Annotated in this window: 24 protein-coding genes; 8 read left to right on the top strand and 16 right to left on the bottom strand. The window is 50.8% G+C overall.

Going from position 1 to position 26,551, the window contains the following annotated elements:
- Positions 1–18: 18 nt before the first annotated feature.
- Positions 19–1,287, bottom strand: coding sequence for an MFS transporter (locus tag ACYVJM_RS09240; RefSeq protein ID WP_461147934.1), 1,269 nt, complete (start codon positions 1,285–1,287; stop codon positions 19–21).
- A 262-nt stretch (positions 1,288–1,549) separates the two neighbouring features.
- Between ACYVJM_RS09240 and ACYVJM_RS09235 the strand changes: the two genes are divergently transcribed.
- On the top strand, positions 1,550–2,932 hold the full coding sequence (locus tag ACYVJM_RS09235; RefSeq protein WP_461147933.1) for a hypothetical protein: 1,383 nt from the start codon (positions 1,550–1,552) through the stop codon (positions 2,930–2,932).
- Here the strand turns inward: ACYVJM_RS09235 and ACYVJM_RS09230 are convergent.
- From ACYVJM_RS09230 to ACYVJM_RS09205, 6 genes are all read right to left on the bottom strand, one after another.
- Complete coding sequence (locus ACYVJM_RS09230; protein WP_461147932.1) at positions 2,929–3,870, bottom strand: hypothetical protein; 942 nt, start codon at positions 3,868–3,870, stop codon at positions 2,929–2,931. The two genes, ACYVJM_RS09235 and ACYVJM_RS09230, sit on opposite strands and share 4 nt — an antisense overlap.
- Positions 3,871–3,887: 17 nt before the next feature.
- Positions 3,888–4,385: an NADH-quinone oxidoreductase subunit B gene (locus ACYVJM_RS09225; protein WP_461147931.1), complete on the bottom strand. Its 498-nt coding sequence runs from the start codon at positions 4,383–4,385 to the stop codon at positions 3,888–3,890.
- A gap of 78 nt (positions 4,386–4,463) precedes the next feature.
- Entirely contained in the window at positions 4,464–4,937 is a 474-nt protein-coding gene (locus tag ACYVJM_RS09220) for an NADH-quinone oxidoreductase subunit A (RefSeq protein WP_461147930.1), read from the bottom strand.
- Between the two features lie 14 nt (positions 4,938–4,951).
- A complete protein-coding gene (locus ACYVJM_RS09215) occupies positions 4,952–5,560 on the bottom strand; it encodes an outer membrane beta-barrel protein (RefSeq protein WP_461147929.1) in 609 nt (202 codons plus the stop codon).
- A gap of 114 nt (positions 5,561–5,674) precedes the next feature.
- Positions 5,675–6,235, bottom strand: coding sequence for a YqgE/AlgH family protein (locus ACYVJM_RS09210; RefSeq protein ID WP_461147928.1), 561 nt, complete (start codon positions 6,233–6,235; stop codon positions 5,675–5,677).
- A 187-nt stretch (positions 6,236–6,422) separates the two neighbouring features.
- Positions 6,423–8,123 carry an alpha-glucosidase gene (locus ACYVJM_RS09205; protein ID WP_461147927.1) on the bottom strand — a complete coding sequence of 567 codons (1,701 nt, stop codon included), beginning with the start codon at positions 8,121–8,123 and terminating at the stop codon, positions 6,423–6,425.
- A gap of 100 nt (positions 8,124–8,223) precedes the next feature.
- Between ACYVJM_RS09205 and ACYVJM_RS09200 the strand changes: the two genes are divergently transcribed.
- The 4 genes from ACYVJM_RS09200 (at position 8,224) to ACYVJM_RS09185 (ending at position 12,995) form a co-directional block, all read left to right on the top strand.
- Positions 8,224–9,459 carry a sulfite oxidase gene (locus tag ACYVJM_RS09200; RefSeq protein WP_461147926.1) on the top strand — a complete coding sequence of 412 codons (1,236 nt, stop codon included), beginning with the start codon at positions 8,224–8,226 and terminating at the stop codon, positions 9,457–9,459.
- Between the two features lie 69 nt (positions 9,460–9,528).
- Entirely contained in the window at positions 9,529–9,936 is a 408-nt protein-coding gene (locus ACYVJM_RS09195) for a hypothetical protein (RefSeq protein ID WP_461147925.1), read from the top strand.
- Between the two features lie 76 nt (positions 9,937–10,012).
- Complete coding sequence (locus ACYVJM_RS09190) at positions 10,013–11,185, top strand: LLM class flavin-dependent oxidoreductase (protein WP_461147924.1); 1,173 nt, start codon at positions 10,013–10,015, stop codon at positions 11,183–11,185.
- Between the two features lie 19 nt (positions 11,186–11,204).
- Entirely contained in the window at positions 11,205–12,995 is a 1,791-nt protein-coding gene (locus tag ACYVJM_RS09185; RefSeq protein ID WP_461147923.1) for a sodium:solute symporter family transporter, read from the top strand.
- Here the strand turns inward: ACYVJM_RS09185 and ACYVJM_RS09180 are convergent.
- The gene (locus tag ACYVJM_RS09180) at positions 12,983–13,585 is read right to left on the bottom strand and encodes a DUF4230 domain-containing protein (protein WP_461147922.1); all 603 of its coding nucleotides are present in this window, start codon (positions 13,583–13,585) and stop codon (positions 12,983–12,985) included. The two genes, ACYVJM_RS09185 and ACYVJM_RS09180, sit on opposite strands and share 13 nt — an antisense overlap.
- A 92-nt stretch (positions 13,586–13,677) precedes the next feature.
- On the bottom strand, positions 13,678–14,961 hold the full coding sequence (gene hemA, locus ACYVJM_RS09175) for a glutamyl-tRNA reductase (RefSeq protein WP_461147921.1): 1,284 nt from the start codon (positions 14,959–14,961) through the stop codon (positions 13,678–13,680).
- 347 nt (positions 14,962–15,308) lie between these two features.
- Here hemA and ACYVJM_RS09170 point away from each other — a divergent pair, with 347 nt between their 5' ends.
- Positions 15,309–16,502 (top strand): sensor histidine kinase, encoded by a 1,194-nt coding sequence (locus tag ACYVJM_RS09170; RefSeq protein WP_461147920.1) that lies wholly within the window; start codon positions 15,309–15,311, stop codon positions 16,500–16,502.
- A gap of 21 nt (positions 16,503–16,523) precedes the next feature.
- Here ACYVJM_RS09170 and ACYVJM_RS09165 read toward each other — a convergent pair whose 3' ends face one another.
- Entirely contained in the window at positions 16,524–17,066 is a 543-nt protein-coding gene (locus ACYVJM_RS09165; protein WP_461147919.1) for a hypothetical protein, read from the bottom strand.
- A 38-nt stretch (positions 17,067–17,104) separates the two neighbouring features.
- Here ACYVJM_RS09165 and ACYVJM_RS09160 point away from each other — a divergent pair, with 38 nt between their 5' ends.
- Positions 17,105–18,235, top strand: coding sequence for a LuxE/PaaK family acyltransferase (locus ACYVJM_RS09160; RefSeq protein ID WP_461147918.1), 1,131 nt, complete (start codon positions 17,105–17,107; stop codon positions 18,233–18,235).
- Between the two features lie 201 nt (positions 18,236–18,436).
- On the opposite strand, the gene ACYVJM_RS09155 is transcribed toward ACYVJM_RS09160, so the two are convergent.
- Positions 18,437–19,588 (bottom strand): sigma-54-dependent transcriptional regulator, encoded by a 1,152-nt coding sequence (locus ACYVJM_RS09155; RefSeq protein WP_461147917.1) that lies wholly within the window; start codon positions 19,586–19,588, stop codon positions 18,437–18,439.
- A gap of 239 nt (positions 19,589–19,827) precedes the next feature.
- On the opposite strand from ACYVJM_RS09155, the gene ACYVJM_RS09150 reads away from it, so the two are divergent.
- A complete protein-coding gene (locus tag ACYVJM_RS09150) occupies positions 19,828–20,775 on the top strand; it encodes an alpha/beta hydrolase (protein WP_461148639.1) in 948 nt (315 codons plus the stop codon).
- Between the two features lie 12 nt (positions 20,776–20,787).
- Here ACYVJM_RS09150 and ACYVJM_RS09145 read toward each other — a convergent pair whose 3' ends face one another.
- The 5 genes from ACYVJM_RS09145 to sufB form a co-directional block, all read right to left on the bottom strand.
- The gene (locus ACYVJM_RS09145) at positions 20,788–21,315 is read right to left on the bottom strand and encodes a DUF2911 domain-containing protein (RefSeq protein ID WP_461147916.1); all 528 of its coding nucleotides are present in this window, start codon (positions 21,313–21,315) and stop codon (positions 20,788–20,790) included.
- A gap of 145 nt (positions 21,316–21,460) precedes the next feature.
- A complete protein-coding gene (uvrB, locus tag ACYVJM_RS09140) occupies positions 21,461–23,482 on the bottom strand; it encodes an excinuclease ABC subunit UvrB (RefSeq protein ID WP_461147915.1) in 2,022 nt (673 codons plus the stop codon).
- Between the two features lie 171 nt (positions 23,483–23,653).
- Positions 23,654–24,466, bottom strand: coding sequence for a peptidoglycan-binding domain-containing protein (locus ACYVJM_RS09135; protein ID WP_461147914.1), 813 nt, complete (start codon positions 24,464–24,466; stop codon positions 23,654–23,656).
- An 81-nt stretch (positions 24,467–24,547) separates the two neighbouring features.
- On the bottom strand, positions 24,548–24,748 hold the full coding sequence (locus ACYVJM_RS09130; RefSeq protein WP_461147913.1) for a DUF4177 domain-containing protein: 201 nt from the start codon (positions 24,746–24,748) through the stop codon (positions 24,548–24,550).
- Positions 24,749–24,820: 72 nt separating this feature from the next.
- Positions 24,821–26,314, bottom strand: a complete 1,494-nt coding sequence (gene sufB / locus ACYVJM_RS09125; protein ID WP_461147912.1) for a Fe-S cluster assembly protein SufB — start codon at positions 26,312–26,314, stop codon at positions 24,821–24,823.
- Positions 26,315–26,551 lie beyond the last annotated feature (237 nt).

Genomic DNA, 26,551 nt, shown 5'->3' with positions numbered 1-26,551 from the left:
TCTCTCCACCTTACAGTCTTATTCTTCCAGATAATTCAAATCCTTGCCGTGGGTTTCGGGGATGGTCAGGATGGAATAGAAGCCGATTATGAAGCAAACCAGCCCGACAATAGCCCCGGCGTTGATGACGGCCAGTGAGGGCTTGAGTGCCTGGTAAGACAAGGTCATGGGAATCACCAGGCCGCGTACCATATTAGGCACCGTAGTAGCGGCTGTAGCACGGAGATTGGTGCCAAACTGCTCGGCCCCGATGGTCACGAACATGGCCCAATACCCGATGCCGAAGCCCATAGCCAGACAAAGACCGTATAAAGCCGTAGACGACTGGATGCCGGTGAAGAGATAAACCAGGCTGAAGACCAGCGCGATGGCCATGAGTACCGCAACTCCTTTTTTGCGCGATTCGAGCGCGTGGCTGATAAAACCACTGGCCAGATCGCCGGTGGCCAGTCCAACGTAACACCACATGATGGCGAGCCCCGGCTGAATTTCTTCGGAGATACCGAATGCCTTGCCAAACTCGTTGCTGAACGTGGCCAGAATGCCAATCACAAACCAGGTGGGCAACCCGATGCCGATGCATTTGAGGTACCGGCTAAACCGATCGGCGTTGGTGAAAAACGACAGGAAGTCGCCCCGGTTGACGTGCTTCTGATCACTGACGTCTTTAAACATGCCCGATTCCACCACGCCTACCCGGAGCAGCAGCAGGCCGAAGCCTAAGCCGCCCCCGACGAAAAAGGCCGTTTGCCAATCGAATAATTTAACGGTGAAATACGCTACCACTGCCCCGAAAAGCCCAATTCCGGCCACCAGCGACGTACCAATGGCTCGTTTTTCTTTCGGCAGGACTTCACTCACCAGCGTAATCCCCGCGCCCAGTTCACCCGCCAGCCCGATACCCGCCACAAATCGCATGAGGGCGTAATACATAGCGGGGTCCATAAACGTAATATGTTTGACGAATCCGCAGGCAATGTTGGCAATCGAATAGGTGATAATACTCCCGAACAACACCGAAAGTCGACCCTTCTTGTCGCCGATGATGCCCCATAAAATCCCGCCAAGCAGTAAGCCCCCCATTTGCCAGTTGAGGATGCTGGCCCCTACCGTCGAGATCTGGTCGGGAGTAAGGCCCAGGTCTTTGAGACTGGGTACGCGGACAATGCCAAACAGCAGTAAATCATAAATATCAACGAAGTAACCCAGGGCAGCTACAATAACGGGTAAGCCAAATAAACCAGTTTCGGGCGTTTTTTGGGTAGAAGAGACAGTAGGAATAGCCATGCGGCAAATCAGGGAGTTATAAAAACGAAAAAGTTCTGCAAGTATACGAAATGGCCAAAGAAGATTGTGCAGGGAAATCGAATCCGTTTGTATAGTGATTGTAAATCTGTCCGGTATTTGCGTTAGTGATCAGGCATGAACACAACAGCCGTCTGAACGAATCCTCATCATTGGGAGCCGATTACGCATAACAGGACTATCCCAACGTGACCGTTAGCGGCTAATCTATTAATTTTGAGGAATTCAACATTGCGTTTATTTGATGAAAACAGCCACAGTCCAGTCTGCTTTACCCAATAGTCATGCCGCAGCCGACAACAATAGCAAAACCTACCGGCGCTACTTTCTGATTATCTGTCTTGTATACCTGGGAGTGGCTGCCGTACTCGCTGTGCTGGTTCAATGGGGAGTTATGGACGAAGATTTTCACCTTGAATCGAGCCTGCCGTTTGCCAAATCGGGTGTCAACACGACTACCTTATACAACCATGTACCGCCCACCGGTGTATCCAGCCATATCTGGTTCGCTATCTGGATCTGGTTGTTTCCCGGCATTACTTACGTTGGTCTTCGGTTGATTACCTGTGGTTTTCTGGTCGTTCTGGTCGTCTGGGCCTATATACACCTGAAAACGCTCTCGACGATCGCTCAGCGGAAGTTGCTGGCGGCCACCTTATTCATGCTGGCGTTTCCGTACTTTTTTCTGAGCGTCTCTACAGTCATGACAGAAGGGCCGTCTATGTTGTATCTGTTTGCGGGTTTGTTGTTTTTGTCGATTTCCCGGCTTCAGCGGCTACTGCCCTTTTTTCTGGGATGCCTGTTGCTGGGGCTGACGACCATTTCGCGCTTCTACTACATTCCGTTGCTGCCTGCTCTGGCTGTGGTGCTGTTCGTGACCGATTGGAACGAGTTTGTGCAAAGGGGTGTCAAAAGCATAACATCCAGCAAAGTGCTGATGTATCTGGCCATTGCCGTGAGTCTGCTTCCGCTGGTTGGGTTAATTGTGCTCTGGGGGGGGATGACACCACCGGCTTTTCACCAGTGGTCGAAGCTGCGGTCGGGTATTAGCTTCAATGCGTTTCGGCCTGTTTCGTCGCTGGCTTTGGTGGGCATCTATTCTGCTCCGGCAGTATTGGTCAACGTAAACTGGCGGTCGACAGGAATCCGCACCTTACTATTGATTTCATTCGGGCTGGCGCTGGTGCTGGCACTGTTCAGAATCAATCTTTTTCACGACGCATCTTCCGTCAATGATGTCTTTAGTGGCCCCATCGAACACGGTCTGGCCTGGTTAACGGCACGTGGCAGTGTAGAGCTATCGCTTGGTATGTTTGCTGTTTACAGCCTGAGTTTTCTGAGCCTCGTAGTTGTGGGCGATAAACTTATGCAATATGTCCGGCAGCAGAATTTCAGCGATGCAGGCCTGGTGTTTTCGATCGTGTTTGTGGCATTTTTTATCGCATCGCAGGCGTTCGTTGGTGGGAACCACCCGTTCTTCGATCGCTATCTGGCGCATCCCTGGCCTTTCATGGGGTACATACTGGTTGCCTTTTTTCCTAAATTTTTAAATCCCAGAACGTATCTGGTGCTGGCGGCTTATACGGTCCTTTCCGTGATGATTTTGGCGAAATGGGGCATTCACTAGGACTCGATGGGGTTCATCGGGGCTTCGCCGTCGGGTTTGGCCATGGGCACCTGAACGGGTACGGGTCGTAAAACGGGGGTTGGTTTGGGAAGAGCCTGATAAACGGTATAGGCCGTTCCCAGCCACCACACTTTAAGCCCCACACGGGCGAAAATCAGGGCCTGCTGAATCAGGAACATAACCGCGATCGAAGCCCAGCCGCTCATGAGAATGGCATTGTCGAGCAGAAAGTAGAGCCCGAATAAGGCGGTGCCCAACAAGATCATAAGCCAGTACAAGCCAACCGTTTTGCCCGGATGCCGCAGTACGAGCCGCCCGGCCTGGCCAAAAGCCCGAAAAGCACCGTGCTCATCTTCCAGAAACATCAGTACTTTGGCAAAGTCGCCAATGCAGAGCAATAGGATAGCCGTAAAGGCAAATAAGGCGAAGAAAATAGCACCAATCCAGAAAAGACCCCGTTCAGTGTACGAGTCGCTGACGGCCACGCTAACCAGTGAGCCAATGACCAGCCAGATACCGGCTCCAACAATTACAAAGAGAAGAGTCACACCAAAGAGCCGCAGGTACCGGCCTGCATAATGGGCACAGCCCTCCCAGAACAGGCCGCTGTTAAATCGGTTGGCCGGTTGCGAGAAACGAACCAAGATCCCACCTGCAAAAAAGACGCTCAGAAAAATATACACCAGACCCAGCCAGCGCCCAACGCTCACCAGGGGCGATAGGGTACGGCCACTGCGGTGCATGAAGTCCGAGAAAATAGTGTAATCAAATCCGTTCAGCAGGTTCAGAAATGCCAGTGAATCCTGGTCTTCTACCTTAAGTGTATTAAAAAACGGCAGGGCCGCCAGTAGCCCAAGTACCAGCGTGACGCCGTAAATTAATAACAGAAGCCGCGCCAGTTGCCGCGTTTGCCGAAAGGAAGAAACGAGTGAGTTCACGATGCTGAAACAAAAAATTAAACACCTTCTTGCTGTAACGGGTGTTCGGTTCGAATCTTCTCCTGCAATTTTATGAACCCGTCGATCAACGCTTCCGGACGGGGCGGGCAGCCGGGCACATACACATCCACCGGAATAATCCGGTCGACTCCCTTCACCACATGATACCCATGTTGCCAGTACGGACCACCGCAATTGGAACACGAACCCATCGAAATGACGTAGCGGGGCTCGGCCATTTGCTCGTAGAGCCGCCGGATGCGGTCGGCCATTTTAAAGGTCACGGTGCCGGACACAATCATAATGTCTGACTGGCGGGGAGAAGGGCGCGGAAAAATACCGAACCGTTCGAGGTCATAGCTGGCCGCAAAGGCCTGCATCATCTCAATGGCGCAGCACGCAAGACCAAAGCTCATGGGCCACATCGACTTCTCCCGCGACCAGTTCAGAAGGTCTTCGGAATGCATCATAATGACGCTGGCTTCGCCTGTTTTATCGGTTGATGAGGAGGTCATGCTTGCAAATAATTTTAGACAGTTTGTCAATCACACTCTGACGTACAAACGCTGGAAAACAGGAACAGCCCAATGTAATCAGCCGCCACGATTGTACCGTTCGTTCACCCGCTGGTATAACTGAGTTGGCACCCTGGTTTCAATAGTGGGTACTTTAGGTTGAGGTTTTACCCAGTCAAGATACCCTTTTGCCCAAACATAGGCAAGGCCCAAGCCAAGAATAACCACGAAGAGAATGGCTTCTGTAAGGGCAAACCAGCCCCACAAACCGCCCGTTTCCTGAATGAGCCGTGCCTGACCGAATACCGTAGCCCAGGGAAACAGAAACACCAACTCGACATCGAACAGCACGAATACCAGCGCTACGACATAAAACCGGATATTGAACTGTACGTTGGCATTCCCAATGGGCTCTTCGCCCGACTCATACGTGCTGTTTTTCTCAATATTCGGCCGGTGCGGACGCAGTAAACGTGCCACAAACAACACGACGGCGATGAACGCAAACGCGGCCAGAATAAACAGAAATATAATGCCGAAATGAGAGAGCATAAGGAGACCGGAGCTTACTTCTTTTTCTTCTGCGGGAACAGGTTATACACAATAGACACCTGAAGGTTCCGGTTATAATACGATGCGGTGGCTTCCGGCGACACGTTCACGAATCCGTACACATAGCGAACGTGCAAACTGAATTTGTTTAGCATATCCAGAAAGTCGTAGTGCACACCCACAACGGCACCCAGATCATTTTTAGCACCCGGCCCGCTGGATGACCCTGAATTGAGCGCGTAACTAAGTTCAGGTCCGGCCTGGATGGTCAGCCCCTCGGTAGGAATGTAGCCAAGCAGAATGGGCAGACAGGCATAATAATACGACTGGCTGGTTGTGGTACGTCCGCCAAGGGCTTCCTGCTGGAAGGTGCCGCCTTTAATGGCTAGCAGCGCTTCCGGCTGAACCACCACCCGATGGTATCGGTACCGGTACATGAGGCCTAAATTTGGCTGCAGCGCCCGCTTTGGAATGTTGACGCTGGTTCCGGAAATGGCCACCTGGGTAAAGGAAGCACCTACTTTTACGCCAAAATGGCCACCAACGGGTTTATCACTTTGCGCCTGCGAAAGCAGGGGAGAAATCAATACAAAAAATAGAAGTAGAAAACGATTCGTGTACATACGGGACTGTTGAAAGGTAGTTAACCTTGCAATAACGAGTTTTGGTCCCGTAAAATTGGTTAAAAAAAGTTAAGAAACGGCCCTTAACATTGTTTAACTCAATAGCCGGATGAGCTAGTTGAGCCGCGGGTCAACGGGGTAGTGGGCAATGGATTTATACTCGCCCCCCTTGCGTTTCAGGACTTCGCGCCAGAACTCGGTCGTGGGTGTGTCAAACAGAAAGTCGGCTTTAGTCCGGCTGATGATCCAGGCTTTCTGAAGCAACTCGCTATCCAGCTGTCCTTCATCCCAGCCTGAATAACCAATAAAAAAACGAATATCCCGCTCCGTAAGCGTGCCCAGATTGACAGCTTCTTTTATCTGGTCAAAATCACCACTCCAGTAAAGGCCATCCACAACGCAGATGGAATTGTCGATCAGATCGGGTCGGCGGTGGATAAAATGCAGCGTATTCTGCTGAACAGGCCCGCCAACGAACAGCGGCAGGTCGGTATGGATATCTTCGATCACATCGCCCAGATGAATATCCGTCTTCTGATTCAGCACCAGTCCAAACGTACCCACCGAGTTGTGCTCGCAAACCAGGACCACACTGCGCTCAAAATTGTTGTCGCCCATAAATGGCTCAGCAATTAATAAATCTCCATTCTGGATGCTTCGTGAAGAGGTATTCATAAAAAAGCAGTTTACGGTTATACAGCAAAAACGCCTTTTCCGGGGGTGATATTGGTTAAAAAGTGTTAAATACACCAGCCAGAATGGCAATATTGACCTTACGGATAAATTCTTAGCCTAGATGTCTGAAGGCTGGCTTTCGTGTACATTAAAACTACAAAAAATGCTCTGCTGTTCAGGATAGGGATCACAGCCTCGTTTGCTCATACACCCGCGCTTCGAACGGTTGTAAGGTAGTCCCCTGATTCGGCAGATTGGCTAAAACTAACTGGTCATCCGAAAAAGAAAGGCCGGGGATGGGCGGCATGGGAACGGGCTCTCCGGAAAAATTAGCCACGGTGTAAAAAACGACATTATCCAGTTGGCGTTCGAATACCCAAACGGTTGGGTGATCGGGCAGCAGGTCCCGATAAATGCCCTCGTGCATGGCGGGTGTTTGCTTCCGTAGCTGTAGTAACCTGCGGTAGTACTGCAAAACAGAGTTGGGAGTAGCTTCCTGCTCACGTACATTGACAGCCGGGTAATTGGGGTTTACCTTCAGCCATGGCTGGCCGGTTGTAAAGCCGGCATTGGGGGTATCGTTCCACTGCATGGGCGTCCGGGCATGGTCGCGGGCAATCTGGTTGGCGCCAGCCAGAAACAACTCCGGCGAGTGCTTGCCCGTGGCGATCAGCACCTGCCAGGCATTCCTGACCTGAATATCGTCATATTCGTCGATGGTGTTGAAATGGCAGTTGCTCATACCAAGTTCGTCCCCCTGATAGATAGTGGGTGTTCCCCGCTGCGTAAGCAGGACCGTTGCCAGCATCGTTGCCGATTCGTACCGGTAGCGTTCGGTATCGCCGAAACGGGAGAGACATCGCGGATTGTCGTGGTTTCCGAAGTAAATATTCTGCCAGCCACCCGTGGCCTGGGTTGCGGGGTCGATGCTATCGAGTGCAACATTCCATTTGGCAAAGATGGCCTTCAGTTCGAGTAAGGTGAACTCGGGCGCTGGGTCAACGAACCGGTATTCGTCGCGGGGAACGGCATGGTCGAAATGATAGATCATATTCAGTTCATGCCGGTTTTTGCCGACGTACAGATTGGCCAGGTCGGCCGTAACGCCAATTCCCTCGCCAATGCTGATGCAGGATTCCGCATCAGTCTCGTATTGGCTGAGTACCTCCCGGTTCATTTCCTGCAAAAATTCATGAATACGCGGTCCGTTGGCATGAACACTCGAATCGCCGAAATGCCCGGCCAGGTAATCCGGAAATGTCTGGTCTTTCGACAAAAACGGGATAACGTCCATCCGAAACCCGTCCACGCCCTTATCCAGCCAGAAGCGCATCATGTTGTAGATGGCTTCCCGCAGGGGCGGGTGCTCCCAGTTGAGGTCGGGTTGTTTGGTGGCGAACAGATGCAGGTAGTACTCGCCGGTGGTTTCATCGAAGGCCCAGGCCGGTCCCGAAAAGATCGACTGCCAGTTGTTTGGTTCAACGGGCCCCTGTGCCGTGAGTTTGGGGGTGCGCCAGATGTAGTAATCACGATACGGATTGTCTTTGCTTTTGCGGCTTTCCTGAAACCAGCGGTGCTCGTCGGAACTGTGGTTGACAACCAGATCCAGAATGAGCTGCATACCGCGCTGATGAATACCTGCCAGCAGCTTGTCGAAATCGGCCATTGTACCGAACTCGGGCATGATGGCTTCGTAATCGGAAACGTCATAGCCATTATCGGCATTGGGCGATTGAAAAATGGGACTCAGCCATACAATATCGACCCCCAATTCGGACAGATAGTCCAGTTTGGCAAGTATTCCGGGCAAATCCCCGATGCCATCGCCATTACTATCGGCAAATGAGCGCGGGTAGATTTGATAAATGACTGCATCTTTGTAATTCATAACCAGATTTAGACTTACCCGTCGTTCTAGTAAGGACGAATATGGGTTGTTGAGTTGTTATTCACCAAATTTGCTTACTCAAGTAAAATATACTGAATCTATGCAGAATCAGATTCACGACCGGCGGGGATTTCTCCGGACAAGTGCTTTGGCTACGCTTACAACGCTGGTAGGTACCTCTGTTGTTTTCGCCGATCGTATTCCGCCTTTTTATACACCGCTGGCGTTTGATTACGATCCGCTAAAGGGAAAGAGCCCCGATATGAAAGTATTGGGCGATAAGCCCTGGAATGTCGAATCGCCCGTGCATTTGCTGGACGATGCCGTTACGCCGGTCGAGAAGATGTTTATTCGAAACAACGGCCTCATTCCGTCCGAACCGATAGACCCCGTCAAGTGGACCCTGACCATCAAAGGCGAGTCTGTGAAAGCGACGAAAACCTATACGCTCAACGACCTCAAAAAGCGGTTTACGCCCCACACTTACCAACTCGTACTCGAATGTGGCGGTAACGGCAGAGCAGGCTACGAGCCACAAACGACGGGCAATCCCTGGGAGCAGGGTGCGGTGAGCTGCGCCGAATGGACAGGCGTTCGGCTGAAGGATATTCTGGCCGACGTGGGTCTTAAAGACGATGCCGTTTACATTGGGTATTATGGAAAAGACCCTCATTTGAGCCAGGACCCGACAAAAGTGGCCATTTCGCGGGGCGTACCCATCAAAAAGGCGCTGGAAAATGAAACCCTCATTGCCTGGGCCGTCAACGGCAAAGACATTCCACTGGAGCACGGATATCCGCTGCGGCTGGTGATTGGCGGCTGGCCTGCGTCGGTATCCGGCAAATGGCTGCACACCATCGCCGTTCGGGATAAAATTCACGATGGGGCCAAGATGGAAGGGCACAGTTACAAGATGCCCATTCGACCGGTGCAGCCCGGGGAGAAAATTGCCGAAACGCCCGAGAATTTCCGCATTATCGAGTCGATGCCCGTTAAGTCCCTGATAACGTATCCTAAGACCGGTGCCATGCTGGAAGGCCGGAAAACGCTGGAACTCCGGGGGCATGCCTGGGCGGGCGATAAGTCGGTTCAGGAAGTGCATACCTCCATCGATTACGGCGCTACCTGGCAAAAAAGTAAGCTACAGGCCCCGAAAAACAGGCTCGCCTGGCAACACTGGTCAACGGAAGTGACCTTCCCGCAGTCGGGTTACTATGAGGTTTGGGTCCGGGCAACCGACAACAGCGGTATTACCCAGCCCATGGTTATTCCGCAGTGGAATCCCGGCGGTTATTTGAACAACGCCTGCCACCGGATTGCCGTGAAAGTGGCGTAGCGCACTGTAGTACCGACCCTCCGGGTTGGCCGAAACCAAAGGCAGTTAGCCAGAAAGACACTTAATGTGATGAAAAGACTAAAATCAGTTCTCGTCGTAACTGCCCTGACTATTGGTCTGGCGAGTTTCCGGGGCGTTTATCAGCCAGCGCAGCTAGCAACGCAGGTTGTGAAGATAGATACCACTAAGATTGACCCTGAATCGGGGATGGTCAATGACCCAAGCCTGATGATGGTGAAAGCGCAGTGTACGGCCTGCCATTCCTCGAAGCTTATTCTACAGCACCGCTTTACACGGGCGGGCTGGCAGGAACGGATTCGCTGGATGCAGAAATACCATAAACTCTGGGATCTGGGCGAATCGGAAAAGGTGGTGCTGGATTACCTTGAAAAAAACTACGGTCCCCAAACGGCCGTTAACCTGAACACTTTCCGGCGGGCTCCGCTGAAAGAGGTGAAATGGTACAAATTGCCCTAATACTCCGTTGATTGATGGCTTCGGCGAGCGGTTTTGACCATCCGTTGTCCGGAGCCGTTTCAGATTTACTCAATATATGCTTAATGAACCTATTCAGGCAGTACCCGCCCGAACCGAAAAACGAATCTGCGAAGTAGCCTGGTTCGATGATCTTTGCGGGGGCGACACGGCCTTCCTCGGAACCCTCGACCCCGACCGGCGCAGTAACTACGCCCACTGCGCCGATATTATGAAAACGGCCGACCGGATGGGCTTCGAGAATATTCTATTGCCCACGTCGTACATTGTAGGGCAGGAGGTGATCCCGTTTGCGGGGGCCATGGCTCCTCAGGTGAAAAATATTTCCATGCTGGCGGCCGTACGTACCGGCGAAATTCATCCGCCCATGCTGGCCCGGCACATCGCCACCCTCGACCATTTGCTGGAAGGTCGACTAACGATCAACATCATTAATTCCGACCTCCCCGGCCTGAAAGAAGATCACGAATTTCGGTATAAACGCTGTGAGGAGGTGATCGAAATTCTGAAACAGGCCTGGACGCAGGACCGGATAGAGTTCGACGGCGAGGTCTACGGTAAAATCAGCATGAAAGCCGACCCCGTAAAGCCGTACCAGCAAAACGGGGGGCCGCTGCTGTATTTCGGGGGTATTTCGCCCGGCTCAAAAGAAGTGTGTGCCAAACACTGCGATGTCTTTCTGATGTGGCCCGAGCCGGAAGAAAATATCTACGCCACCATGCAGGACATGAGCCAGCGGGCGGCCCGGCACGGACGTACCATCGACTTCGGACTTCGGATTCATGTAATTGTCCGCGAAACGGAGGAGGAGGCCAGAGCGTACACCAAAACCCTGATGTCGAAGTTCGATGCGGCCGTTGGGGAGCAGTTGAAAAACCGTACCCAGGATTCGCAGTCGGCTGGGGTGCTGCGTCAGAACGAACTACGCGCCAGCGCCGACCCCGACGATTTTATTGAACCGATGCTCTGGATGGGCATTGGCCGTGCCCGGTCGGGTTGCGGGGGCGCTTTGGTGGGAACACCAGCCCAGATCATTGAAAAACTGAACCGCTACATGGACATGGGTATCCGGGCCTTTGTGCTGTCGGGCTATCCGTTGATCGAAGAGTGTGAGTTATTTGGAACGCATGTGCTGCCGCATCTGCCCAACGTAAAACTGTCGGTAGAACAGGGCCGTACACCCGCCACAACGCCCGTTACACCATTAACCACCGGCGAGTTGCGGGTATAACGTAAATAGGAATAACTCAATGCTTCAATCCCTGAGTACCGTCGATCTGATCGTGGTCGTTTTACTGTTGCTGTTTCTGGTGGTAGCCAGTATGTATTCCAGCTTTAAGAAGAAAAGCTCGGAAGAGTACTTCATGGCGGGTCGCTCCCTGAAATGGTATTCGGTAGCCGGGTCGATTTTTGGTACGAATATTCACGCCCAGCAAATCATTGGCATGATGGGGGTGGGCTATTCCATCGGGTTTGTCCAGAGTCATTATGAGGTATGGGCGGTGCCGGCCATTCTGGTACTGGTGTACATATTCATACCTATTTATCGAAAAAGGCAGTTTTTTACCCTCTCGCAGTTTCTCGAAAATCGGTATAGCAGCCAGACGAGACTGGTGTATACCATCCTCATGATCGCTTTTATCATGATCCAGTTGATTGGGGGATTTTACATTGGCAGCCGTACGCTGGGAATTCTGTTCGAAGGCACGAGTTGGGAGTTAACGTATTTGCAGGGGATTCTCATCATTGCCACTGTCACCATTCTGTTTACCGTTTTTGGTGGAATGGAGTCGGTCGTTATTGCCGATAATATTCTGACCGTCGTGATGATCTTGTCGGTGCTCCTGATGGGTACGCTGACGTATCTGCAACCCGAAATCGGGGGGCTTTCGGGTTTACTCAAACTCGATCATGCCGAGGCTAATAAAATGCACTTGTATCTGCCGGCCAGCCATCCTAAACTGCCGTGGCTGGGCATTTTTACGGGGTTGACCATCCTTAACTTCTTTTACTGGACCACCAACCAGTACCAGGTGCAGCGGGTGCTGGCTGCACAAACCGAGCGCGATGCCAAGCTGGGGTCAATAGCGGCCGGATTTCTGAAACTGATCATTCCTTTCTTTTCCATTGGCGCTGGCACAGCCGCCTTTTACCTCTTCCGGGCGCGCTTTGGAGAAAATGTGATCAAACCCGACGATACCTTTCTGACGCTGCTGAAAACGGTCGTGCCGGTTGGGTACGGGTTTGTCGGTTTGATTCTGGCCGGGTTGATGTGCGCCATATTCTCGGCAATTTACTCGATGATGAACTCCGTGTCGACCATGCTGGCCTACGATGTGTACCGCAACTATTTGAAGCCCGATGCCTCCGATAAACTGACGGTACGCTTCGGGCAGGCGGGCGTTTTTGTGATGTGCGCCATTGCTACGGGACTGGCCTACACCACCTTCGACCCTAATTCGTCCGAGAATTTCTTCCTGATTCTTGCCAATCAGACGTCTTACCTGAAACCCGGTTTAGTGGTTGTCTTCTTCTGGGGCGTACTCTGGCAAAAGACGAATCCAAAAGCGGCTGTTCTTGTGCTCATGAGCTCACCCCTTATTGGCTTCGGCTGCGACTGGCTCTATGACCATGTTCTTATTAATTCAATGTGGGTGCGGGATACGTTCGGCGAAACGCTCAATTTCCTGTACCGCGTGTTCCTGATCTTCGTGATCGGGTCGGTATTGATTGTGTTACTGAGCGTTTATTTCAACCACCGAACCGGGCAGGTACAAACGCACGACATGACTGTTTCGGTCAATGGTATCGGGAGTGCGTTGCTGCGCTTTACGGTACTTCAGTTGCCACTTCTTGTGCTAACGCTATCGAATACCGTTAATCCACAACAAGCGGCTATTCCAGCGGCTTTACTGACGTTTGGGCTGTTCTGGTGGTACATGAAGCGAGAAAAGGAATCTGTTGCCTTCTACCAGTCCGACATTTTCTACGCCGGTTTTCTCACAGGCGTCATGATGTGGATTATGTATTACTTCGCCTGATCGTGAAATGTTAACCCTACTTTCTTGCCCGAAATCCGTTCCAGCAGAGGCCGCAGCATCTGGTTGGCATTCCGGCGCGTTTGGTCCAGAATACCGCCCGTCAGGGCCGATTGCTTAACCTGGCTTTCGGCTTTACGATAAGCGTCACTTACCAACTGGGCTTCGTTCAGGAAAGAGAAGCGGGTGTCGTACACCCGCGAGCGATCGTGATTGATTTTCCAGGTACACAGTTCTGGTTTTGGCAGGTTGACCGTCACCGAATCACCGGTCGTAACAATATCGCTCAGCGCAATCTGCGTCAGATCGATACAGCCCGTGGCTTCACCTTCTACGATTAAAATAGCGTTTGCATTTGGCAGAAAGGTGTTGACCTGTTCATGCTCAACAATGTCTTTAAACGTGTATTTGACGAGTTCCAGCTTACCCAAAGCCTGCACTTCTTTCAGCACAATGCTCTGTGTGGTGGTTTCCCCGCGCCGGAACCGGCTCAGAAAGCTGGTCCCTCGAGTTTGCTCCCAAATGGCAATTACCCCCGCCACCAGTACGGCAATCAGGAACAATCGGAACAGGGTATTTATAAGTCGGGACATTTTAATGACGTCGTGGTAGGTGAGTAGGCTACAAACTAAAACTCCCAAACCGGGACCGATTCAGGAGTTCTAGTAACGGAAAACCGTGTCAATTAATATAAATGTTTTGGATCTTCGACAGAATGCTTTTCCAGATCGAATAAATCATTCAGCACGTCGATCAGCGTTTCGGCTTCGCCCCGCTTGCAGGCGGCTTTCAACTGAAGAACGGGCAGCTTAATGATTTTCTGCATGATCCCCTTCGTGATCTTGTCGACTTTCTCCGACTCATCGGGGGTGAGGTGCTTCAAATGACGGGCAATTTCGTCGCGACGAATCTGCTCCAGTGCATTCTTAAGTTTGTTAATCGTTGGCGACACCACCATCTCCTTCGACCAGTCGCCAAACTCGGCTACGGCCTGGGTTACAATGGCTTCAACTTTAGGAATGGCTGCCAGACGCTGATTGAGGGCTTCGTCGGCGCGGTTACGGATGTGGTCGATGTTATAGACCAGCATACCCGGAATCTGCTCAACGGCGGCATCTACGCTGCGGGGAACGGATAAGTCAATGAAATATTTAAACGTCAGCACGTTCATGTCCTGAAGAAGAGCAGGGGTAATGAGCGGCTCGTCCCGTTGTACGGACGAGATAATGACGTGAGCGCGACGAATCTCGTCGGTTAAGTCAGCAAAGTCAGCAACCCGGAATCCGTACTGGCTGGCCAGTGCATCGGCTTTCGACTGGGTGCGGTTACAAAGGGTGATGTTCGTCTGGTTTCGAGCTTCCAGATTTTTACAAACGTCGGTTCCAATCTCGCCCAGGCCGATGACCAGTATGTTCGGGTTTTGGTTTTCACCGATTAACTCGTCGATCAACTCAACAGCGGCATACGATACAGACGCGGCTCCATCGCGAAATGGTGTTTCCTGCGCTACCCGCTTGTTGGTAAAGAAAATCGTGTGCATCAGCCGGTGTAAGAACGGACCGGCCATATCCAGATCGGCCGACCATTGGTACGACTGTTTCACCTGATTCGGAATCTGCATATCGCCAACAACCTGCGAATGCAGGCCAACGCATACTTCAAACAAATGCCGAACCGCTTCGTCATGAGCGCTGAAGAACTGGAAATAAGGCAGGTAGTTATCCGTATCGGTCAGCCCTTTCTCAATGAGGAGCAGCCGCGCAATATCAGCGTTAAGATCCTGATCAAAGGCATAATAGACTTCGGTACGGTTGCAGGTAGAAATGACAAGCAAATCGGTTAACCCGAAAAAGTCCCGCAGCCGAAGCATCAGGCGCTTAGCCTCGTCTTCGTTAAGTGCAATTAGCTCCCGCACCTGAAGGGGCGCCGTTTTGTGGGAGAGACTAATTGTTTTGAAGGTGTCTAACATTATGGTAAATCACGCAAATTGGGCAGAAGCCTTGACAAAATTACGGCATAATTACCGGACATAACTAACCCGACGCACGGCAAACTTTTATTTAGAATCCGTCCAAATAAACGAGCTAATTCTTCACTCAATCCTATTTGAAATTATAACGTAGGAGTGGACTTTGTGGTTCGATGTTACACAATTAAAGCGCTTTTAACGTTTACTAGGCAACGGTAAGTAAGCGCGTTGGGCAGGTCATCAGTGGACTGCTGTTTCCTCGCCTGATACGTCTAATTTTGTCACACCACACGGGATGCTTGAGCGGACGACCAGTTCGCTCGCTAAAGTCGGAGTACTAAGCCACTATGCTAAAGTCGTTTGATATTTATAGCCAGAACAATGTTCTGAAAATTATAGTAGCGCTAAATCTGCTGCTGGTTGGCACGGGTTCGCTTCTTTACACAAACCGGCTCATCAATAAACTCGAAGATCGGGAGCAGCAGTATGTGCAGTTGTATTCTAAAAGTATTGCTTATCTGGTTGACACGAGCCACGCCGATGCGGGCGATCTTAATTTTGTGACCAGCGAAATTCTGCAGGCAAACAGCACGATTCCCGCAATTTACGTGGACCCGGATGGACATATAGCGATGAAGCGAAATATTGATATTCCAGAGGGGTACACGCCTGAAGATGCCGAACACTTTTTACGTCAGAAAATCGCTGATATGCGTAAGAACCATATGCCTTTACCTGTTGAAGTAGGCAATGGCATACGTGGTCTGGTGTATTATAATAATTCGAATTTGCTCAGGCAGTTAACCTATTTTCCCTACGCGCTGCTCACAATTCTGGCCGCGTTGAGTGTGCTGGCTTATCTGGCCTTTAGTTCATCACGCCGGGCCGAGCAGAATCGGGTGTGGGTTGGGTTAGCCAAAGAGACGGCTCACCAACTGGGTACGCCTATGTCGTCGCTGATGGCTTGGGTGGAGTACATGCGCTCCGATCCCGACCAGTTCGATGCATCGATTACCGACGAAATTGAGAAAGATGTGCAACGGCTCGAGACCATAACCGCCCGCTTCTCAAGCATCGGATCGGTGCCTACGCTGAAAGAAGAAAATGTAAATGACGTAGTTCGGCAGTTTACCGATTATCTGGCCAGGCGTATTTCAACAAAAGTGAAGATGAGCGTCACCAGTCAGTTGCCACCCGGCCAACTGGTGAGAATCAACAAATTGCTCTTTGAATGGGTAATCGAAAATATCTGCAAAAACGCCGTCGATGCCATGAAAGGTGTCGGTGAGTTACGGCTGAATATGGTGCCTTTACCCCACGATGAAGTGGCCATCGATATTACCGATACGGGCAAAGGAATTTCGAAAGCCAATATCCAGAAAGTTTTCTCGCCGGGATTCAGTACGAAAAAACGGGGTTGGGGGCTGGGACTCACCCTGGCCAAGCGTATCGTGGAGGAATACCACAACGGACGGCTCTACGTAAAAAATTCGGAGGTTGGCAAAGGCACAACCTTCCGAATTATTTTGAATAGAAAATAGGCTGCAACGACCGCAAAACTTCTATCGGAAGAAAGGAACGGATATTGTGTCGGTCTCGACAGTGTTACTGACGTTCAGACTGCGGTCCCGGATTTCGATCTGAAATTTGGTCGGGAAAAGCTGGAAGCTGGTACCATACTGAAAAATCTGGTTGAAATCCAGTGAGCCCTCAATGGCTCCTTTGGGTTTCCCTTTCGTCAGGTCAGGAATATAAAGTGTCGTATTGACCGCCAGCGGCACTTCTTCATACTTCTTGTTGACCAGCCTGAAGGTACGAATCCGGTAACTGCCCCAGCCACCGCTGGAGGCATACTTGACCGAATCGGCTTTGGGAAGCGGAATGCTGTTGCCAATGTTGCCATCGCCATCTTTGAAGCCGATCGTGATCACGACCGAATCCCGCTTTCCTTTCCCTACTCCTCGGCCGGCTTCTATGGTATACCGGGATATACCTTTAAAGTCAATGGCAGGAGTATCTGAGTAATTTGGTTCCGTAAAACAGGAAGAAAGCGTAAGGGCCAGGCCTATTACGAAGAGATACGGTTGAATTAGTTGCCGTCGCATACTGTTGTACTCGTTGTGCAATAAACGCTTTTTTTAACTTGTCTTTTTTATCAACACTATCCGCCGGGACCGCTGACCATCGGCAGGGACTCCGGCAGCAAATTTTGGCACTAAACGCTGATTCGCCAAATCGCGAGTCGTTTGATTCGCTGGCTTTATCCGTTTTCCACTATCAGGCTGTCAATAACGCTATTTACGCAGATTACCTGCGTTACCTGTCTGTTCGGCCCGAAACCGTTACCGATGTACGCCAGATTCCGTTTATGCCGATTAGTTTTTTCAAGAACCACATCGTCTTAACGGGCACCCCTATAGCATCGGATCCGGAAAGCGCTGAGGTACTTACGTTTGCCAGCAGCGGAACGACGGGGCAGCTTACTACGAGCCGCCACGTTGTACCCGACCCGGCCCTTTATGACGCCATCAGTACCCGGATTTTCGAGCAGACGTATGGTCCGCTCAGCAATTTCCATATTCTGGCTTTGCTACCCTCTTATCTTGAACGAAATAATTCGTCGCTCGTGTATATGGTTCAGCAATTTATGGCCCGAATTGGACGCGTGCAAACGACAGAGAATCTATCCGGGTTCTTTCTGCACAATCACCACGAATTAACCCAACGGCTGAAGCAGCTTGCCCAACAACCTGATCAAAAACAGATTCTACTGATCGGGGTAACGTTTGGTCTGCTTGATTGGGCCGAGTCGGCTGTGGATTTAACGTTTCTGGGCCAACTGGATAACCTTATCGTTATGGAAACCGGGGGGATGAAAGGCCGTCGGAAAGAACTCCTGCGAGAAGAGGTTCACGAGATACTGACAACTAAACTGGGTGTTCGGGCGGTGCATTCCGAGTATGGTATGACGGAGTTGCTGTCGCAGGCTTATTCAAAAGGGGAGGGTGTATTCCAGTCAAGCTCAACCCTGCGCGTGTTTCTGCGCGATATCAACGATCCGTTCTCAATTTATCCGGACGACAGCGCACGCACCGGCGAACGGCGCACCGGCGGCATAAATGTAATCGACCTGGCTAATCTGGATTCCTGCTCATTCATTGAAACGCAGGACTTGGGGCAATATGTTGACGTAGCGGGAAAGCCCGGTGCTTTTCGGGTCATTGGCCGCTTCGACAACTCAGACGTGAGGGGGTGTAACTTACTGGCTGTCTGACCCGGGATTTTTACCAGATTAAAAAGAGTAAACCTAATGGCAGCTAAAGCTTTCTATTTCTCATCTGCAATTAGGTTTACTCTTTTAATGAGTTCTAGCCATTAGCTACGGAATCGGGATATTCTAACGATTGAAGATGAAGCTTTTTGCATCGATAATCTTGGGAAATCTTTTAAATCTGGGTAAAACCCCGGTTTAGATTCATGCGTATGCTTTTACATCCTCGAGCAAAATCTCGTCTCCGCACATGATGACCAGCCGTTCAATGACGTTGCGCAGTTCGCGAACGTTACCCGTCCAGGGTAGTGACTGTAGATAGGCCATGGCGTCGGGCGAAAGTTCTTTGACGGGTGCGCCGTATTCGGTGGCGATGTCATGCAGGAATTTATCCGTGAGGAGCGGGATATCGCCCCGCCGTTCGGTCAATGGCGGAACATGGATCATAATCATGCTCAAACGGTGGAATAAATCTTCGCGGAAGTTTCCGTTTACAATCTCCTGTCGCAGATCTTTGTTGGTAGCTGCAATAACCCGAACATTGACTTTTATTTCTTTGTCTCCCCCAACGCGTGTGATCTTGCTTTCCTGAAGGGCCCTCAGCACTTTCGCCTGTGCCGACAGACTCATATCACCAATTTCGTCGAGGAAAAGAGTACCTCCGTCGGCTTGTTCGAACTTGCCTACACGCTTGGCTGCCGCGCCGGTGAATGCACCTTTCTCGTGTCCAAATAGCTCGCTCTCAATTAGTTCGCTTGGGATTGCGGCACAGTTTACTTCAACGAGCGGCTGAGTGGCACGGCTTCCTTTTTCGTGAATCTGTTTGGCAACCATCTCCTTGCCCGACCCATTGGCACCGGTTACCAGCACCCTCGCTTCGGTAGCTGCTACTCGATTGATCGTATCTTTGACTTTACGTATCGAGTCCGATTCGCCGACAATCTCGTTTAGTTTGTAGATACGTTTCTTAAGCGTTTTGGTTTCCTGAACCAGTTTGGATCGCTCAATGGCGTTACGGACGGTAATGAGCAGACGATTTAGATCGGGTGGTTTGGTGATAAAGTCGAAGGCTCCCCGTTTAGTAGCTTCGACGGCGTTTTCAACATTACCATATGCCGAAATCATAATGATCTGTGTGCTTTTTTCAGCTTCGCTGACCTTCATTAGCAATTCAAGCCCATTCAGTTTGGGCATCCGAATATCGCACAGGGCTACGTCGTAGCTTGTGCGCATAATCATATCCAGACCTTCTTCGCCGTCTTTTGCTTCGTCAACATCGTAGCCTTCATACTCTAAAATATCGCGTAGAGCTGCCCGAATCGGTTTTTCGTCGTCCACGATAATCAGTTTGGCCATACTGGTGGGGTAAAATGGGGAAATGGATTAGTGAAAGCCCCAAAATAGAGAATTTTATATAACTGAGGTTTGCTGTGTATAATAGGTATGCTGAATACCCTTTTTTTTACCCTAAAAGAAGAGATTGAATACGTTTAGCACCTGGTAAAACGTACTTAGAAGACAATTTGTAAGTCGATGAGCGAAGGCCCGTTATTTCCTGATAAATTTGACAACCACTTATGTACTCTACACGTAAAATGCCTGTACGTTGTCTGCTTTTTTGCTTTTTTGCTTTCGCCCTGGCGCTAACAGCCCCGGCACAATCGCGCCGGCGGGCCCAGCTTACAGCCCCGCAAACCAATGGGCCAGTGCCTGTTGTGGCGGCCCCACAAGCCAGATTATTGGAAAGTATGATAATGAATAGTTCGTTGATGAACCAGGCCGTCAAGTTTTCGATCTACCTGCCGCCTGATTATTACATCTCGAACCGACGTTATCCGGTTGTTTACCTGTTGCACGGCTATGGCGATAACGAAACCAGCTGGGTTCAGTTTGGCGAGGCCGATCGCATCGCCGATGCGGGTATTAAAGCGGGTGAAATGCCTCCCATGATCATTGTGATGCCGAATGGTGGAGCCAGCTGGTTCGTAAATGACTACCAGAACAAGGTCCGTTACGAAGATATGTTTGTGCAGGAATTGATTCCGCACATTGACTCTATGTTCCGGACCCGCACTGAGCGTGAGTTTCGGGCTCTATCTGGTTTGTCAATGGGTGGGTTTGGTTCATTGGCCCTCGCCATGCATCACCCCGATCTGTTTGGTTCCTGCGCGGCCCTTAGTGCGGGCATCCGTACCGATGAGGGGTTTGTGAGCATCCCGGATGAACGCTATAATCTTGTCTTTGCGCCTGTTTTCAGCGGACCAGCCAAAGGCGACGATCGACTAACCATCGCCTGGAAACGAAACAGCCCTATTACCCTGGCAAAGTCAGCACCCGAAGGGGATCTTGTTAAAGTGCGATGGTACATCGACTGTGGCGACGATGATGCCCTGACAGTGGGAAACTCAATGCTTCATCTGGCGCTGCTCGACCGTAAGATTCCGCACGAATATCGCGTTCGCGATGGAGCGCATACATGGACGTACTGGCGCACCGGGCTACCCGATGCGCTGAAGTTCATTGCCCAGAGTTTTCACCGGTAAGTGAACAAGGCGTTACCGTTTTTGAATCGGAATAATGGCTTCTGTTTCATCCCAGGCCAGTACCATGTCTGTGCCCGCCGTTGAGGGGCGGAAGGTAATGTAAAACTGTTCGGCTTTTGGGGTGTGCTTTTGGGAGACGATCGGCACGCGCAGTACGTCTTTTGTTTGATCGTAGTTCGTGCCCCATTGCCCCGTTTCTCCATTGAAAATCGCAATCCAGCCGTTCTGTGATGGGATGGTCCAGAGTGAGTATTCACCTTTGTCCAGAGGCTGGCCCGCTACGACAATATTCTGGTCGAAATCAACCACCGTAGCCTCGTTTGCCCCGGTGCGCCATACTTCGCCATAAGGAACCAAGCCACCAAATATCTTGCGTCCTTTTTTATACGGCTGGCAATAGTCGACCTTGATTTTCAGACCATTCTGGTCAATTTGGGCAATCGCTTCCGGGCTTCCGGATTTTGTCCAGCTACGGAGTGAAAAAAAGCCAACAAGCGCTATTACGGCAATAACGCCAAGGATAATCAGAATGCGTTTCATGGGTGTTTTGTGGTTTTTACCTGACAGTATGCAAGGTATGAAGATTTTGTAACTTGAATACGGTCCAGTGATCTGCCGAATTTTCCTGTCTGGTATCGACTGATCACTGGTTGAGTTCGACTTATAAACTTGTAATATAAACGAATCAGGCCGTCTCCTTCTTTAACTTATCTCTTAATTGAAACAACTCATCCCGTAAACGGGCGGCTTCCATAAAGTCAAGGTCTTTAGCGGCCCGTTCCATTTTGGATTGAGTCTCCTGGATTACTTTCTCCAGATCACCTTTGCCCATATACCGTACAACGGGATCAGCGGCAATGCGGATTTCTTCGGGCTCGACGTAGAAATGCTTCGGCTTCGAATCGGCCACTTTGGTTTGGCCCATGATCGACTCGCGGGATTTGAGTACCGTCATGGGTGTAATGCCATTGTCGGTATTGTATTCCATCTGAATGGCCCGACGTCGGTTCGTCTCATCAATGGCTTTCTGCATGGAGCCCGTAATGCGGTCGGCGTACATAATTACCTTTCCGTTGACATTCCGGGCGGCCCGGCCAATGGTCTGAATCAACGACCGGATGTCGCGCAGGAAACCTTCCTTATCTGCATCCATAATGGCCACCAGCGACACTTCGGGCAGGTCGAGGCCCTCGCGAAGCAGGTTTACGCCCACCAGTACATCGAAGTTGCCCAGTCGTAGATCACGCAGAATCTCGACCCGATCCAGCGTTTTCACTTCGGAGTGGATGTACCGGGTTTTTATGCCTACGCGGTCCAGGTACTTGGTTAGCTCCTCGGCCATGCGTTTGGTTAAGGTCGTGACCAGCACACGCTCTCCATTTTTGATACGGCCATCGACGGCTTCGAGTAAGTCATCGATCTGGTTCAGACTCGGGCGCACTTCAATTTCGGGATCGAGCAGACCCGTTGGCCGAATCAACTGTTCAACAACTACCCCTTCACTTTTGCGTAGTTCGTAGTCAGAAGGCGTGGCCGACACAAAAATCGACTGCCCTGACAGGTCTTCAAACTCCTGAAAGGTAAGCGGGCGGTTGTCCATTGCCGATGGAAGCCGGAAGCCATAATCCACAAGTGCTGTTTTACGGGAACGGTCGCCACCCCACATGGCTCTGATCTGAGGAATCGTTACGTGACTTTCGTCTACAACCATCAGGAAATCGTCCGGGAAGTAGTCAAGCAGGCAGAACGGCCGCTGACCGGGCAGGCGTTTATCGAAATAGCGGGAGTAGTTCTCAATACCCGAACAGTAGCCCAGTTCGCGCATCATCTCAAGGTCAAATTCCGTCCGTTCCCGAATGCGGGTCGCTTCCATTTCACGAAGTTCCGATTCGAAGTAGCGCACCTGAGAAACCATGTCGTCCTGAATCTGATAAATGGCTCCGTTCAGGGTATCGCGTCCGGTTACGAACAGATTGGCCGGGAAGATGGTGACCATACTCTCTTCCGACAGCTTCTTACCGGTGCCGGGATCGATACGCTGGATCGTTTCGATTTCATCACCGAAGAAGATAACGCGGTAGGCAAAATCAGCATAAGCCACGTATAAATCCACTGTGTCGCCTTTCACGCGGAAGTTGCCCCGTTGAAATTCACCCTCCGTACGGCTGTATAAAATGCTGACCAACTGATGCAGGAAGTTGTTACGGCTCATCTGCTCACCAACACCAATGCGCACCACATTGCGTTTAAATTCTTCGGGATTACCCATGCCGTAAATGCAGGATACCGAAGCGATCACGATAACGTCGCGCCGACCGCTCATCAACGCAGAGGTGGCTGCCAACCGTAGCTTATCGATTTCTTCATTGATAGCCAGGTCTTTTTCAATGTATGTATTGGTCGTAGCGATGTAGGCTTCCGGTTGGTAGTAGTCGTAATAGGAGATGAAGTACTCGACAGCGTTTTCCGGGAAAAACTGTTTGAACTCTCCGTATAACTGGGCCGCCAGCGTTTTATTATGGCTCAGTACAAGCGTTGGCCGGTTGGTTCGCGCGATGAGATTAGCGATTGTAAACGTTTTCCCGGAGCCTGTGACCCCGAGCAGCACCTGGGCAGGTTCGCCTTCGTTTACACCTTTCACCAACTGTTCGATTGCCTTTGGCTGATCGCCGGTTGGTTGAAATTCAGACGTTAGTTTAAAGTTCATTAGTACCGTTTAGAATCTGGCTAATTTACGAAAATTCGGGCTGGATACCAAGGGCGTTTTTTAAGTTCGCCGAGGTGTCACACCCCTTCAATCCATACGTACTAACGTCAAAAGGTGCTGTATAGTTAACCTTTGTCCCACTGGAAAAATAGGGTTTAGACGAGACAGGTGCTATAAGCCGTCAATCGTAAAAAGGTCGAGTGTGGTTTTGCGGAAGTTGCGCACTCTGGCGAAAACGGCTGTCCCATTGCTACCCCCTTTAAGGTCGGTGTTTCCCTCAATTGTTTCGACTACATCGCCCGAAATAGCTGTAATAAGGCCTGTGTGGTACCAGTCGTCGGCCGGAATGGAGGTGCGGAGCAGAAAAACGTCGCCCGGGCGAATACGCTCCGGGTTCTTACGTACCGCTTCACTGCGAATAAGTCGCCCGGTTGCCTGTCCGCTCAAAGCCAGCGTGTCGCAACTTAGGGTTCTTGGCATGATAGCTGTAAACGAACGACCGGCACTGGAAGCGGCCTGGTCCAGAATAGACTGAACAAACCCTGCACACCACTTAAACAGTGAACCGTCGAGCCCATCGCAATAGCTACGAACCCAGGGGCCAAGGTTCTGGCCATCACCGCATTGTAATTCCGCCGAGCGCTGTTTTAGATGCGTCTGCGCCAATTGTACAACGGCCTTTCGAATGTCATTGCTCGCTGGTCTGGCCTGAAAACCCGCAGCCAGCGGGGCGCTTAATTTTGCAAATAAATCGGGTGTAACAATGCCGGTTTGAGGGAGTTTGAGGACGGCCTGAAAATTCTTGACCGCCAGTTTGGTAGCCGGGCCAAACTCACCATCAAGTGATGTGGTCAGGGCGGCAGTTGGGTATCGGAGCGCATTCAGGCAGAGCCACTCCTGAATCCGACGGACGTCTGGTCCGCTGCTGTCTTTTTGCTGTGTAGACGTAAAGTGTAATTCGTTCTGATAGGCCGTTTTAAGCATGATCGTTTGCAATTATGCAGCCAAAAGCCCATTCGGGTTATTTCCTACGCATGAGGGGTACTTTCATAAGGAGCTTCTCTATCAATTGGTTAACTCCCGCTTTAGCGTAACCAGCAACCCTTTTGTTGCTCCCTGCTGCTGGTTTACATCGACCATGGATGTTAATTCCCAACCCTCACTGCCTAGCTGGTTCAGGGTGTCCGTTAACTCTTGCGTATCAATTTTATTGCTCCAGAAACCAGTGGAGGCTACGTCTAGTACCAAGTATTCAAATTTTTTCATGGGATAGTCTATAAAAAAAGCTCCTACGTTTCCGTAGGAGCTTCAATATAGATAAAATAAGAACGTAGCGGGTTAACCAACGCTGCCTTCCAGACTAATGGCCAGCAACTTTTGCGCTTCGACCGCAAACTCCATTGGGAGTTGGTTGAGTACTTCCTTGGCGTAACCGTTAATGATCAGGGCTACAGCCTGTTCGGTTGGGATACCGCGCTGGTTGCAATAGAACAACTGATCTTCACCGATTTTCGAGGTGGTCGCTTCGTGCTCGACAGTAGCCGATGGGTTGCTCACTTCCAGGTAGGGGAAGGTATGAGCACCGCATTTGTCACCTAACAGCAACGAATCACATTGCGAGTAGTTACGGGCGTTCTCGGCACGCTTCATTACCTGCACCAAACCCCGGTAGGAGTTCTGGCTCTTGCCCGCCGAAATACCCTTCGATACAATCCGGCTTTTGGTATTTTTGCCGATGTGGATCATTTTTGTACCCGTATCGGCCTGCTGCATGTTGTTGGTAACGGCTACGGAGTAGAACTCACCAATAGAATTATCGCCTTTCAGAATAACCGACGGGTATTTCCAGGTGATAGACGAACCTGTTTCAACCTGCGTCCAGGAGATCTTGGCATTCGGGCCGTCGCAGATACCGCGCTTGGTTACGAAGTTATAAATGCCGCCTTTACCGTCCTTATCGCCGGGGTACCAGTTCTGTACAGTCGAATATTTGATTTCGGCATTACCCATGGCAATCAGTTCGACCACGGCTGCATGAAGCTGGTTCTCATCGCGCATGGGGGCCGTGCAGCCTTCCAGATAGCTTACGTACGAGCCTTCATCGGCAATGATGAGCGTCCGTTCAAACTGACCCGTACCGGCCGCGTTGATGCGGAAGTAGGTCGATAACTCCATCGGGCAGCGAACGCCTTTAGGAATATAACAGAACGAGCCATCGGTAAAAACGGCCGCATTCAGGGCTGCGAAATAGTTGTCTTTAGCAGGCACAACGGAGCCCATGTATTTTTTTACCAGTTCGGGATGCTCATGAACGGCCTCTGAAATAGAGCAGAAAATGATACCGCGCTCGGCCAGGTCTTTCTTAAAGGTCGTAGCTACAGATACAGAGTCCATTACGGCATCGACTGCAACCCGTGGACGGTCGCCCGGGGCTGCGTCTAAAACGCTGGAATCAACGACGCCTGCCAGACGCTTTTGTTCGACGAGCGAAATGCCGAGCCGGTTGAACGTATCCAGCAATTCGGGGTCAATTTCGTCGAGCGAATTAACAGTTTTCTTCTGCTTAGGGGCAGAGTAGTACTTAATAGCCTGATAGTCTATCTTGGGATAACTAACATTGGGCCATTTGGGCTCGGTCATTTCCTGCCACATACGGAACGCCTTCAGGCGGCTTTCAAGGAGCCACTCAGGTTCGTTCTTTTTAGCAGAAATGAACCGAATGGTGCTTTCATCGAGACCCATAGGGGCCTCATCGGCCTCAATAATCGTCTCAAATCCGTACTTATATTCAGAGTTAGTTATACTTTCTAAGATATCCGCGTCCTTGCTCATAGTCTCGGTTAATTGCGTGGTTTATGCACCACGGCAACATATTTTTAACAATCTGCCGGGTGGCTACGTTCCGGGCAGGTTGGACAAATATCGGAAACTTTCGGCTATTTCCGGTATTCAATGTGGATAGTCTATCTACTTGTACGTACAGGCAATTGAGTGCTTTCTGAAACGCTGATTAAACAGCAAGTGCGCTACTTCGTCGTTAAGGTAATCTGATCGCTTATTATTGACTGC

It is taken from the genome of Spirosoma pulveris (assembly GCF_054781875.1).
This window is presented reverse-complemented; position numbering and strand designations above follow the sequence as displayed.